6 protein-coding genes and 1 pseudogene are annotated in these 13,298 nt (G+C 50.7%); 5 read left to right on the plus strand and 2 right to left on the minus strand.

All coding sequences use genetic code 11. From position 1 onward, the window contains the following. The first annotated feature begins 52 nt into the window (after positions 1–52). The 4 genes and pseudogenes from crtO to recF all read left to right on the plus strand — a co-directional run bounded on the left by crtO (position 53) and on the right by recF (position 7,671). Positions 53–1,741: a beta-carotene ketolase CrtO gene (crtO, locus tag ACKFKH_RS26015; protein WP_446861251.1), complete on the plus strand. Its 1,689-nt coding sequence runs from the start codon at positions 53–55 to the stop codon at positions 1,739–1,741. 533 nt (positions 1,742–2,274) lie between these two features. Further along, positions 2,275–3,651, plus strand: a complete 1,377-nt coding sequence (locus tag ACKFKH_RS26020; protein WP_446861252.1) for a 3' terminal RNA ribose 2'-O-methyltransferase Hen1 — start codon at positions 2,275–2,277, stop codon at positions 3,649–3,651. After that, positions 3,648–6,170, plus strand: a pseudogene (locus ACKFKH_RS26025) (polynucleotide kinase-phosphatase). Before ACKFKH_RS26020 ends, ACKFKH_RS26025 begins: the two are co-directional and overlap by 4 nt. A 346-nt stretch (positions 6,171–6,516) precedes the next feature. Further along, positions 6,517–7,671: a DNA replication/repair protein RecF gene (gene recF, locus ACKFKH_RS26030; protein ID WP_446861253.1), complete on the plus strand. Its 1,155-nt coding sequence runs from the start codon at positions 6,517–6,519 to the stop codon at positions 7,669–7,671. 348 nt (positions 7,672–8,019) lie between these two features. Here recF and lnt read toward each other — a convergent pair whose 3' ends face one another. Both lnt and ACKFKH_RS26040 read right to left on the minus strand, forming a co-directional pair. After that, on the minus strand, positions 8,020–9,576 hold the full coding sequence (gene lnt / locus ACKFKH_RS26035) for an apolipoprotein N-acyltransferase (RefSeq protein WP_446861254.1): 1,557 nt from the start codon (positions 9,574–9,576) through the stop codon (positions 8,020–8,022). 264 nt (positions 9,577–9,840) lie between these two features. Continuing rightward, on the minus strand, positions 9,841–10,482 hold the full coding sequence (locus tag ACKFKH_RS26040) for a GNAT family N-acetyltransferase (protein WP_446861255.1): 642 nt from the start codon (positions 10,480–10,482) through the stop codon (positions 9,841–9,843). A 112-nt stretch (positions 10,483–10,594) separates the two neighbouring features. Here ACKFKH_RS26040 and mutS point away from each other — a divergent pair, with 112 nt between their 5' ends. Then, the gene (gene mutS, locus ACKFKH_RS26045; RefSeq protein WP_446861256.1) at positions 10,595–13,255 is read left to right on the plus strand and encodes a DNA mismatch repair protein MutS; all 2,661 of its coding nucleotides are present in this window, start codon (positions 10,595–10,597) and stop codon (positions 13,253–13,255) included. Positions 13,256–13,298: the final 43 nt, after the last annotated feature.

Below are 13,298 nucleotides of genomic sequence, written 5' to 3' on the forward strand. Positions count from 1 at the left end.
AAGCAATGCCATGAGTCCTTAATCTCGCAGAATACTCTTCTCAAGGCTGGACATGGAAAGCTACGACCTGATTATCATTGGCGCAGGACACAATGCGCTAGTTTGTGCTGCTTACCTACTCAAAGCGGGATACCGTGTTTTATTACTAGAAAAAAATTCCATCCCTGGAGGAGCCGCCACCACAGAAGAATTAATGCCCGATGTTGCCCCTGGTTTCAGGTTTAATCCCTGTGCGATCGACCATCTTTTTATTCACTTAGGGCCGGTTGTTCAAGAATTAGAGTTGAGCAAATATGGGCTGGAGTATCTTTTCTGCGATCCCGTTGTCTTCTGTCCTCATCCTGACGGCAAGTACTTTTTGGCTCACCGCTCCGTCGAAGAAACCTGTGCTGAGATTGCTCGATACAGTCCGCGAGATGCTCAGAAGTATGCTGAGTTTACTGACTTTTGGCAACGGGTCATTAGAATGCTCACGCCACTCTTTAATGCGCCGCCTAAATCGATTGTGGACATGGCGGGTAACTATGACATCAGCAAGCTCAAAGACCTGTTCTCGCTGATGGGGTCGGGTGATCAGACGCTAGATTTCATCCGCACGATGTTTACTAGCCCGTTAGATGTAATTAATGAATACTTTGATTCAGAGTTTCTCAAGGCTCCCCTGGCTCGTCTAGCCGCCGAATTAAGTACGCCACCTTCTCAAAAAAACATGGCTGTGGGGTCGATTATGATGTCTCTGCGCCACAATCCGGGCATGGCTCGCCCCAAAGGAGGAACCGGAGCATTGACAGCCGCGATCGTGCGATGTGTGCAAGATTTGGGGGGCGAAATTAAGACAGACCAGTCGGTAAAAACGGTTTTAGTTGATGAAGGTCGCGCGGTTGGGGTACGGCTTGCCAATGGTCAAGAATATCGGGCAAAAGTTGGCGTTGTGTCTAGTCTGGATGCTCAACGATTGTTTTTGCAGTTGATGGAGCCGGGGGATGTGGATGCTGCGTTGCGCGATCGGATCAGTCGTCGCATCACCAACCACAACGAAGCCATTCTCAAAATCGATTGTGCGCTCTCAGAGGCTCCCCGCTTTGTTAATCACAATCATCGAGATGAGTATCTGATTGGGTCTGTGTTGATTGCTGATTCGGTTGCTCAGGTTGAGTTAGCTCATACCGATCCCAATATTGGGCGCATTCCTCTAGAAGATCCGTCGATGTATGTCGTTGTCCCTACTATGCGCGATCCGTCGATGGCTCCAGAGGGCAAACATACCTTGTGGATCGAGTTCTTTGTGCCCTATCAAATTGCAGGTGCAGAAGGCACTGGACTAAAGGGAACAGGCTGGACAGAAGAACTCAAAAACAAAGTTGCCGATCGCGTTCTAGATAAGCTGTCCGACTATGCGCCTAATGTCAAATCTAGTATGATTGCCCGTCGTGTCGAAAGTCCGCCAGAGCTAGAAGAACGTATCGGAGTTTTAAAAGGAAACTACTACCATCTGGATATGACCTTTGATCAGATGATGTTCTTTCGTCCGCTGCCAGAGCTTGCTAACTATCGCGCCCCGATCGAGGGATTGTTTCTAACGGGGGCAGGGACTCATCCCGGCGGCTCGATTTCAGGAATCCCCGGCCGCAACTGTGCGCGAGTTATTTTGCAAGACCAGCGTTCTTTATCTCAGGTGTTGTCGAATGCAGGTGATGTGATTCGATCGACTGCAAAATCTCTGACTAACCTGGTGGAGTAGGAGTGTAGCACTGTCATGTCCTTACCAGATCTTTAAACCAGAGATCTTGTTCTAAAGTCCTACCGAATTGGAGGGCAAAAGCTCAGAACATCGAAGTGGAGAATACTTCATTGAACTGACGTTTTTTGATGTCTGCTTGCAGTTGTACAGGTCGATCGCTTCATAAAAACGGCGTTGCTGAATCAGGGGGTGTGCCCCAAAGCGGCAGGAAACCCAAGGTTCAAAGTCCCCCATTTTTGGGGGATTTAGAGGGCGAAAAGATGGACACTTCCCACAGATCCCTCCAATCAGCAACGCCATCAAAACAACTTGTCTGAACGGTTGTAACCATCCGCAATTCGCCTTTGTCGAAAAGTAGCGGCGATCGCGACACCGCGTTGACTCAGTTTTGGTTAGCTTGATGATTCGCGTTGAGGTCTGGCAGCTTGACACTTGCCATCGTAAAGGTTGAGGTTATACTACAGATACTACAACTGGATTTGAGGACGATCCAAAGTTTGGGTATCCTCAGATCCCGGCTCAACTCATCCACCATGCTGCTGACGATTACTACGACTCACTCACCCGCGACAGATTTGGGCTATCTGCTGGGCAAGCATCCCGATCGCTTTCAATCGTTCGATCTATCGTTTGGACGCGCGCAGGTGTTTTACCCCGAAGCAACGCCCGATCGCTGCACTGTTGTTCTGTTGTTAGAGATTGATCCCGTTAAATTGGTGCGCGGTCAAGCTACGACATTAGATCAATATGTCAACGATCGCCCCTATGTGGCTTCTTCGTTTATGAGTGTTGCGATCGCTCAAGTGTTTCGCTCGGCACTATCGGGTCAGTGTAAAGATCGTCCTGATCTGACCTCACAGCCAATTCCTCTCTGGGTAAAGCTCTCGGTGCTTCCTTGTCGCGGTGGTCAAGAGTTTTTGCATCGCTTATTTGAGCCGCTGGGATATGTTGTGACGACAACACAGCTTGCATTAGACGAACACTTTCCAGAGTGGGGAAACAGCTTCTACTACAGCGTCGAGCTAGTAACAACAACAACGCTACAAACACTGCTGAGTCATTTGTATGTGTTAGTTCCCGTGTTGGATGAAGATAAACATTATTGGGTTGGGGAAGAAGAAGTCGAGAAACTGCTGCGGCATGGAGAAAGCTGGCTAAGTTCGCATCCTGAAAAAGTGCAAATTACTCAGCGTTATCTCAAGCGACAAAAGCATCTTGCCCAGGCAGCACTCGCCCAATTAAGCTCAGAAGAATCGCCTGAACCCATTAGCTCATACCAGGCTGAAGCCAGTGAGAAACCAATTAGCCTAAATCAAATACGCTATGAAACTGTGATTGATAGCCTCAAACAATTTCATGCAAAACGAGTGATTGATTTGGGTTGCGGAGAAGGAAAACTAGTTGCTCAGTTAGCCAAAGATGTGTTTTTTGAGCAGATTACAGGACTGGATGTTTCGTCTCGATCGCTAGAAATCGCCCAAGAAAAATTAGATCGCCTTTTGATTTCAGAGTCCCAAAAGCAGAGAATTCACCTCTTTCAAGGCGCATTGACCTATCGCGATCGCCGCTTAGAAAATTACGATGCCGCTACCCTGGTCGAAGTTATTGAACACCTCGACGAATCAAGACTTGCCGCATTAGAACGAGTCGTCTTTGAATTCGCCCATCCGCGCATCGTTTTAGTCACAACTCCCAACCGTGAATACAACGTTAAATTTATAACATTAGCAACGGGAACGTTACGCCATCACGATCACCGATTTGAATGGACACGCCAAGAATTTCAAACCTGGGCGACTACAGTTTCTCAACGGTTTGGTTACACAGTCAGTTTCGCGGATATCGGAGCGCTCGATTTAGTCGTAGGTGCCCCGACGCAACTGGCAATTTTTGAAGAGAGCAGCCCATGAACATCACAATTCCTGAACTTTCGTTAGTTACTTTAATCGGGGCTTCTGGCTCTGGAAAATCAACCTTTGCCCATCAGCATTTTTTGCCCACTGAAATAGTCTCATCTGATGTTTGTCGCGGTTTGGTCTCAGACAATCCATTGGATCAATCTGCCACCCAAGATGCATTTGATGTGTTGCATTACGTTGCCGCAAAACGCCTGGATCGAGCACGATTAACCGTCATTGATGCCACCAACACTCAGCCCGCAGATCGCAAACATCTGATTCAACTGGCACGACGCTATCACTGTCTTCCGATCGCAATTGTATTGAATCTACCGGAGCAGGTGTGCCTTGATCGCAATCATCGTCGCCCCGATCGTCAGTTTGGCGATCATGTGGTTCGTCGCCATATTCAAAACATTCACAGATCCCTCAAAGGACTTCAGCGCGAGGGATTTCGTCAAGTTCATGTACTTTCTTCGATCGAGCAAATTGAGTCCGTTGAAATCATCCGTCAACCGCTCTGGAACAACAAAAAACACGGACACGGCCCTTTCGATATTATTGGCGATGTGCATGGCTGCTGTGACGAATTAGAAACACTTTTGCGAACACTGGGATATCAACTTAAAGAACAAACCTATCATCATCCAGAAGATCGGAAAGTGATCTTTTTGGGAGATTTAGTCGATCGCGGCGATCGTATTCTTGACACATTGAATCTGGTGCAAAAAATGGTCGCGGCGGGAAGTGCGCTCTGTGTTCCGGGCAATCACGACTACAAGCTACTTCGCAAGCTCAAAGGTCAAACCGTCAAAGTCAATCATGGCCTCGACAAAACCCTAAAAGAACTCGAATCACTAGAAGAATCTGACCTGCGATCGCTGCAATCTTTTCTCGATTCTCTGGTCAGTCACTATGTGTTAGATCAAGGTCGTCTCGTCGTTGCTCACGCTGGTATGAAACAAGCCTATCAAGGGCGCGGGTCGGCTCAAGTTCGAGAGTTTGCATTGTATGGGGAGACGACTGGAGAAATCGACGAATTTGGGCTGCCTGTGCGCTATAACTGGGCATCGGATTATCGAGGCGAGGCGATCGTCGTGTATGGTCATACGCCTGTCCCGACTCCTGTATGGCTTAATGGCACGATCGACATCGATACGGGCTGTGTGTTTGGCGGCAATCTGACTGCACTACGCTATCCCGAAAAAGAACTGGTTTCGGTTCCCGCTCAAAAGGTTTATTGTGAGCCGATTCGCCCGCTGGTTGCTCAGTCTACTTTGACGCTTCAACAACAGGATGATGACGTTTTAGATATCGCGGATGTCACAGGCAAACGCATGATTACGCCACGCTTACATCGTCCGATTACGATTCGTCCAGAGAATGCGATCGCAGCGTTAGAAGTGATGAGTCGGTTTGCGGCCGATCCCAAGTGGCTGATCTACCTGCCGCCCACGATGTCCCCGGTTGAAACTTCTAAAGAAGCAGGCTTTTTAGAACATCCTGCCGAAGCCTTTGCGTACTATCGCAAGCAGGGAATCACAGAAGTGGTGTGCGAAGAGAAACACATGGGATCGCGGGCAGTTGTGATTGTCTGCAAATCTTCCGACGCTGCACAAGCGCGATTTGGTGTGACAGATAATCGGTTTGGCATTTGCTACACGCGCACCGGACGACCTTTTTTCGACAATCGTTCACTCGAAACGGAATTTTTAGATCGACTGCGATCGACCCTTTCTGCCACTGATTTTTGGGAGGACTTGCAAACCGATTGGGTGTGTCTCGACTGCGAACTCATGCCTTGGTCGGTCAAAGCTCAACAACTTTTGCGACAGCAGTACGCCCCCGTCGGAAGGGCTGCCCAAACTGCCTTGACAGATGCGATCGCGCTCCTAAACCAGGCTAAATCGCGAGGCATCGACGTGCCATTAACCCACTATCAGCAGCGATCGCAGCTTACTTAACAATATTGTCAAGCTTACCGTCGTTACTGTTGGTCAGTATCCTCGATCGCCGACCTCAAACTCGCCCCCTTTCATCTCCTCGCCACAGAGGGAACGGTTCACACGGACAAATCTCACCTGTGGCATCTCGAACAAATCGCCAAACTCGCTCGATCCGACTCTGATCTTCTTTTAGCAACGGCTGCTCAAATCGTGGATACGACAAATCCTGAAAGCGTCGCAACCGGAATCAATTGGTGGCTTGATCGCACTCAGCAAGGCAGCGAAGGCATGGTAGTTAAGCCACTCGAATTTATTCCTCAATCGCGATCGGTGCAGCCTGCGGTCAAGTGTCGAGGACAAGAGTATCTACGAATCATCTACGGGGCTGAGTATTCGCTTCCTCAAAACCTGGAAAGACTGCGAAAAAGAGGATTATCAGGTAAGCGATCGCTCGCCTTGCGAGAATTTGCCCTGGGACTTGAAGCCCTCGATCGCTTCGTTGCCAAAGAGCCACTCCGCCGCGTACACGAATGTACATTCGGAGTTTTAGCCCTGGAAACTGAACCGATCGATCCCAGACTCTAAACCGCAAATCTGGTCTAAAAGTCCCTCAGAATTGGCAGCTTGGGGGCAGAAGATCCAACCAGCGCAGCCAAAAAACTTCATTAGCTTGCGTCCGGCTCTTTCTCAGGGCCAAGGGGATCTAGCGGCAAGTCACCGACTAAAAAGGGTTACCTGCGATCGCTGGAATCTGCTTGTGTGGTGAATGATGAAAAATTACCGCGATCGGGCGCTACATTAAGGGAGACTTATGTTGAGTTAGAACAAACGTCCACCCAAAAGTAGCCGATGTAGACCCAAAATTGGACGCTAGATCGTGGACTAGAAGGAGAGAAAATTTTAGCTGCGATCGCAAAGCTGCCAACGGTTTATGTATCTCAAAACGCTTCACCTTCGTCACTTTCGCAACTACGCTGACCAGCAAGTTGATTTTTCGGCAGCGAAGACGATCTTGGTAGGCAACAATGCACAGGGCAAGTCAAATTTATTAGAAGCCGTCGAGTTGTTGTCGTCGCTACGATCGCACCGCACTTCCCGAGATCGTGACTTGATTCGAGATGGAGAAGCGATCGCTCAAATTACTGGACATCTACAAAAGGACATGGGAGCGGTCGATCTCGCCATGACGCTTCGCCAAAATGGTCGTCGCACCGTTGCTCTAAACAGCCTAAATCTGCGTCGCCAACTTGACTTTCTCGGCACGCTGAATATGGTGCAATTCTCTAGCCTGGATCTGGATCTGGTGCGCGGCGGCCCCGATCAGCGTCGTCACTGGCTTGACTCCCTTCTGGTGCAGCTAGAGCCGATTTATGCTTACGTGCTTCAGCAATACAATCAAATTCTCCGTCAGCGCAACGCTTTATTAAAAGCAAGACTCAAAGCCGACTCTCAAGATCCTCCTCCCTCCTCCCTCCTCCCTCCTCACACTTCCGAACTGGCACTTTGGGATGCTCAACTGGCGATCGCTGGCTCTCGTGTAATTCGTCGTCGCGCTAGAGTGTTGCAGCGGCTTGTTCCGTTCGCTCAATCGTGGCATCAGTCGATTAGCGGCAGTACCGAGCAGTTAGAAATTCGCTATGCGCCCAATGTGGAGTTGGTAGAAGATGATCCTGAAGCCTTGCAGAAAGCGTTTCTAGAAAAGATTCAGCAGCGTGCAATTGTAGAACAGCATCAAGGAACCACGATCGTCGGCCCGCACCGTGACGAAGTAGAATTCACGATCAACAATACGCCTGCTCGTCAATACGGCTCTCAGGGACAACAGCGCACCCTTGTTCTCGCCCTCAAACTGGCCGAATTAAAGCTGATCGAAGATGTGATTGGTGAGCCGCCGTTGTTGTTGTTGGATGACGTGTTGGCGGAATTGGATTTGAGTCGTCAAAATCAGTTGTTGGATGCGATTCAAGATCGGTTTCAGACGCTGATCACCACGACTCATCTTGGCTCCTTTGATGCCCAGTGGATCAACTCCTCCCAAATTTTGGAGGTAAAGGGCGGGAAACTGCTGGAGCAAGAGATTTTTTAAGGTCAGGTTGATTGAATTTTTCGCTTCGGTGTTCTCGTCTTCTGCCTCCAAAATTGGGGGACTTAAGATAACGTCAGTTCGATGAACGCTTCGCTTCGCTTTTAGCTCCAGGAACGCCCCCTAAATCCCCCACCAGTGAAGGACTTTGAACCAGAACTCCTCTCTTAAAGTCCCCCAAAATTGGGGGGTTGGGGGGCAAAAGTCGTGAACAACGAAGCGGAAAAACTCTCATCGAATTCACGTTAAGATAAGATTGCTGGATCAGAGTCCTCTACTCGTGGAGGATTTAGGGGCTACCGAATCTGCAACCGTAGCAGAGAGATCCATTGAATTTGAATTCACAATTTTTTAGGTTGATCGCTCCCGCTTCCAGTGAAGCCCTAAGCCGATCGCTCCCACTCCAATGAGCAACGGCGTAATCCAATTGCCCCATTTTACGTACAGTGTTTGGGTTTGGCGGCGATAGAGAGTGCCAGCGTGAATCTCATACTGGTTGGGCTGCGATCGCCACATCACCCGACCTTTGGGATCGATAATGCTGGAGTAGCCTGTGTTTGTGGCGCGAGCAGACCAGCGATCGGTTTCAATCGCTCTCATCAAATCGTGTGCTTGATGCTGCTCCATCAGTGTGGTGCTGTAAGGGTCAAGATTAGAAGCCGTCAGAATGAACTGTGCGCCGTCTGCCACCTGAGCGCGAAACAATTCTGGAAAGGCTGAATCGTAGCAAATCCCGACAGCGGCCTGACCAAACGGCGTTTCAAAGCGCTGATTCATCGATCCGGGCAGCATATCGGCTCGAATGGGAGACAATCGATTAAACAGTCCGCCCAACACTTCCTGAAATGGGGTGTATTCGCCTAAAGGAACGAGTTTGACTTTGTTGTAGCGGCTGAGAGTTTCTCCATTGGGAGCGATCGTCAGCAAGCTCTGAGTATACTGTTCTCCCTGGGGCACAAAGGTTCCCAGCCACGCCGTTACTTTTTTCTCTAAAATCGCTTGATAGACGACATTCTGAGTTCGATTCGTCCCCTGCCACTGAAACGGGAGCGCTCCTTCTGGCATCAACACAGCATCCACGCCCTGATCGGCTAAGGTTCGGTAGCCTGCACTGTAGCCCTCAAGCGCCCGCCGCAATCCATCTGCAAACAGCTTGATCCGAGTGGGAACGTTGCCCTGAATAATGCCGACTTTGAGTGAGGCTTCTGGCACTTCGACCAGCGGACGACTGTATAATCCAAAGCCGATTAGATGCAAAATTAAGCATAGAGCGATCGCTTGCAGATGTCTCGAAGAGATCGCCCCCCCCAAAAGCCGACTTCTCTGGACTCGTCGAGCAATCCAGGCTTCTGCGATTAAACCATTGACTGCTACGATCGCCGCTGTCACCGTCATCGCTCCAGAAATTTGACCCAGATGCAAAATCGCCAAATTATACGGACTCTGGGTGTAAGAAAGGGATGTCCAATCCAGCGGCCCCATCAACCGAATCGTTTCTAGCCCGCACCACAAAGCCGTCCCCATGAGAACGCGCAGCCCAGACCCCACCTGACCCAATTTTCTCATGCCCCACGCCCACAAACAGACGGTTCCGGCTCCCAATAGAGTGATGAACGCCCACGCAAAAAAGACGATCGCCACACTCGCCAGCCAAGGCACTCCCAGCCAGGTTAAGGGATGTAAGCCTGTAATCCACGAGAGGGCGATTCCGTGGTAGGCGATTCCCCAAACTAAGGGAGGGATGAGGGATGAGGGATGAGGGATGAGGATAATCCACAGGGGGGCGAGGGCGATCCAAGCGAGGGGCCAGAGGTTGAGAGGGGCGGGGGTCAGGCCCATGAGGATGCCGCTGAGGAGGGCGATCGTGATGCTGAGAGTTCTAGATTTGAGGACGTGGGGCTTTAGCATACAAACCACTTTACCGAAATCCCGGTCTATCTATGGCAATCCCAAATCACTCGTGAAATGCAGACTTGATCGTGCCCCCTAAATCCCCCAAAGTTGGGGGACTTTGAGCCGAGAGACTTCCTAGATTTCAAGAGACATTCCCCAGTTTCAAAGTCCCCCAGAATGGGGGATTTAGGGGGCGAAGCGGACTGGAACGGAGCGACAAAAATCTGTTCATGACTCATTTAGGATTGCTATATTTTTCAAACAGATTCTCAGATGAGTTCAACCAAAGCGCTTTTCCATTCGGTGGAGTCCGCCTACCTGGGTAGCTTGCTGAAAGCGATCGCTGGTTCGGCTGGCGACTACTTGATAGCCTAATCGTTCAAACAAGGCTTTGGCGCGATCGTTGCTGTAGGGGACATCCAGACAAATCGATCGACAGCCCAACTCCTGAGCTTCAATTTCGGCATCCTTTAAGACAGCCGTCCCCAATCCTTGACCCTGCCATTCTGGAGCAATGCTGAGACTGAGAATGTAATAGTCATTCAGGGCGACATCTTGTTTGATGCGAGTCAGATCCGCCACATTCATCAAAATTCCGGGGAGCTTTTTGAGCGGTAAGATTCGCGCCATCACGCCCTGCACTTTTTCTTCTGCCTTGCGCTTGACGTTGCCTCGATACGCGATGATTAGCCCAACGGGTTCGTCAGCGACTTCTAACACTTGAGCATGGTCAAAACTAAAGGCGTGTCCTGCAAACCCAAACGCCTGACGGAGGGTTTCTGCTGCCTCCGGTGGCTCAGACGCAAACACATAGCCAAATAGAGCCGGCCCCGACGCAAACATCAAAGGCGCACCCCAATCGACATCGGCAGCGATCGCCGGGCGCAACGTTATATCTTGAAGAGGGACAGTGACACTCATAGACAGGGATTGTAGCAGGCGCGAGAATGCGTGAACTCAAAACATCAAAAACCGCTATAGACTCAGGAAAGCTAGGATTAAAGTAAGTTTTAGTAGACTTGTACTGATATTCATGACTGTTTCTCATCCGGCACCGACTGATCCAGACTCTAACGGCGTTCCCGAACGGTTGATCAAACATGCGGTTCGGTATGCTGACCATCGATCGGTCAATCGTCAAGATCTCACTCCGATGTTACGTCACTATGCGGAGATTAAAGACCAGTATCCTCATGCGATTTTGCTGTATCGAGTCGGCGATTTTTTTGAGACGTTTTTTCAAGATGCGCTAGTCGTCTCGCGTGAGCTAGAAATCGTTCTCACCTCCAAAGATGGCGGCAAAGAAGTGGGGCGCGTTCCGCTGTCGGGCATTCCTCATCATGCGCTCGATCGCTATTGTGCGCTGCTGGTGGAGAAAGGGTACGCGATCGCCGTCTGTGATCAGGTCGAAGACGCTGCGGAAGCTCAGGGCAATCTGGTGCGGCGAGAAATTACGCGGGTCGTCACACCCGGAACGCTGCTCGAAGAAGGCATGTTGAATGCTCGGCGCAATAACTACCTAGCCGCCATTGTGATCGCCGGAAATCATTGGGGACTGGCGTATGCAGACATTTCAACTGGGGAGTTTCAGACGACGCAATCCTCGACGCTCGATCAACTGACTCAGGAATTGATGCGGCTGCAACCTGCGGAAATTTTGTTTCCCACGAATGCGCCTGACCTGGGAGGACTGCTGCGACCGGGAGAAAAATCGGCTCACCTTCCTGACAGTTTGCCGACGCAGTTTTGCTATACCTTTCGTCCCCAGGCTCCCTTTTCCCAGATCGAAGCGAGACAGCGATTGTTGCAGCGGTTTCGGGTGCGATCGCTCGAAGGGTTGGGCTGCGAACATTTGCCTCTAGCCGTTCGCGCTGCTGGCGGCCTGCTGGAATATCTGGAAGACACCCAAAAAGAAACTCAGATTCCCCTTCAGCCGATCTGCACCTATACGCTGACAGAATATCTGACGCTAGACAATCAGACGCGCCGCAATCTGGAGATCACGCAAACCTCGCGAGATGGTACTTTTCATGGGTCGCTGTTGTGGGCGCTCGATCGTACCGTCACGCCGATGGGCAGTCGGGCACTGCGTCGCTGGTTGTTACAGCCGTTGTTAGACGTTGCAGGCATTCGAGCTAGACAGGATACGCTGCAAGAACTGGTCGAAAATGGCACGCTACGAGAAGCTTTACAAAAGCTGCTGCGACAAATCTATGACCTCGAACGGTTGGCAGGTCGAGCCGGATCGGGGACAGCCAGCCCGCGCGATCTGGTGGGATTAGCCGAGTCATTGGGCAAATTGCCTGATTTAGGAAGGCTGGTAGCAGAGTCGCGATCGCCTTACCTCAAAGCCGTTCAGCAGGTGCCGCCGATTCTCGAACAGTTGGGCAAACATTTACACAGCCGCCTGGTCGAACGTCCACCTCTGGCGCTCAAAGAAGGGGGATTAATTCGCGAAGGCATTGTGCCTCAACTGGATGAAATGCGCCAGCAAGCCGCCGACGATGAAGCGTGGTTGGCCCAACTAGAAGTCTCTGAACGAGAACGCACCAAAATTCCGACGTTGAAAGTGGGATACAGCAAAACGTTTGGTTACTTCATCAGCATTTCTCGCACCAAAGCTGGACAGGTGCCCCCAGAATACGATCGCAAACAAACCCTCGTCAACGAAGAACGCTACATCACCACAGAACTCAAAGAACGAGAAAACCGCATTCTCAACGCCCGTAAAGAATTGGGAGCCTTAGAGTACGAAATTTTTGCGGGACTGCGATCGGAAGTCGGAGAACAAGCCGAACTAATTCGCAAAGTGGCGCGATCGGTGGCTGCCGTCGATGCGCTGGCTGGACTGGCCGAAGTCGCCGTCTACCAGGGCTACTGTCGCCCTCAAATGCTTGAAGGTCGCACCATTCAAATCACAGAAGGCCGTCACCCCGTTGTCGAGCAGTCACTTCCAGCAGGCTTTTTCGTCCCCAATTCAGCCACTCTGGGCACTCCCTCCTCCCTCCTCCCTCCTCCCTCCTCCCCCGATCTGATCGTTCTCACCGGCCCCAACGCAAGTGGAAAAAGCTGTTATCTGCGTCAGATTGGGCTGATTCAACTCATGGCACAGGTAGGGAGTTTTGTCCCGGCTCAAGCGGCCGAGTTGAGTGTGTGCGATCGCGTCTTTACTCGTGTCGGAGCGGTCGATGATTTGGCGACAGGTCAATCTACTTTCATGGTTGAGATGAACGAAACCGCGAATATTCTCAATCACGCCACGGAGCGATCGCTGGTGCTGCTCGACGAAATTGGACGGGGAACGGCCACCTTTGATGGATTGTCGATCGCCTGGGCCGTCGCCGAACATTTAGCCACTCAAATCCGAGCCAGAACCATCTTCGCCACTCACTATCACGAACTTAACGAGTTAGCTTCCATCTTGCCGAATGTTGCCAACTATCAGGTGACCGTCAAAGAAATGCCCGATCAGATTATCTTTTTGCACAAAGTCCAGCCGGGAGGTGCCGATCGCTCCTATGGGATCGAGGCGGGACGGTTGGCAGGTTTACCGAGTTCTGTGATTCAACGTGCCCGACAGGTGATGAGCCAAATCGAGAAACACAGCAAGATTGCGATCGGACTTCGCAAAGGACGCAGCGAAAAGCCAACGGTGCCAGAAGATACAGCCGGACAGTTAGAGATTGGACTGTAGAATTAGAAATTTAAATCTCAGTAGAAAGGGACAGGGCGATCGC

Source organism: Phormidesmis sp. 146-20, assembly GCF_052939475.1.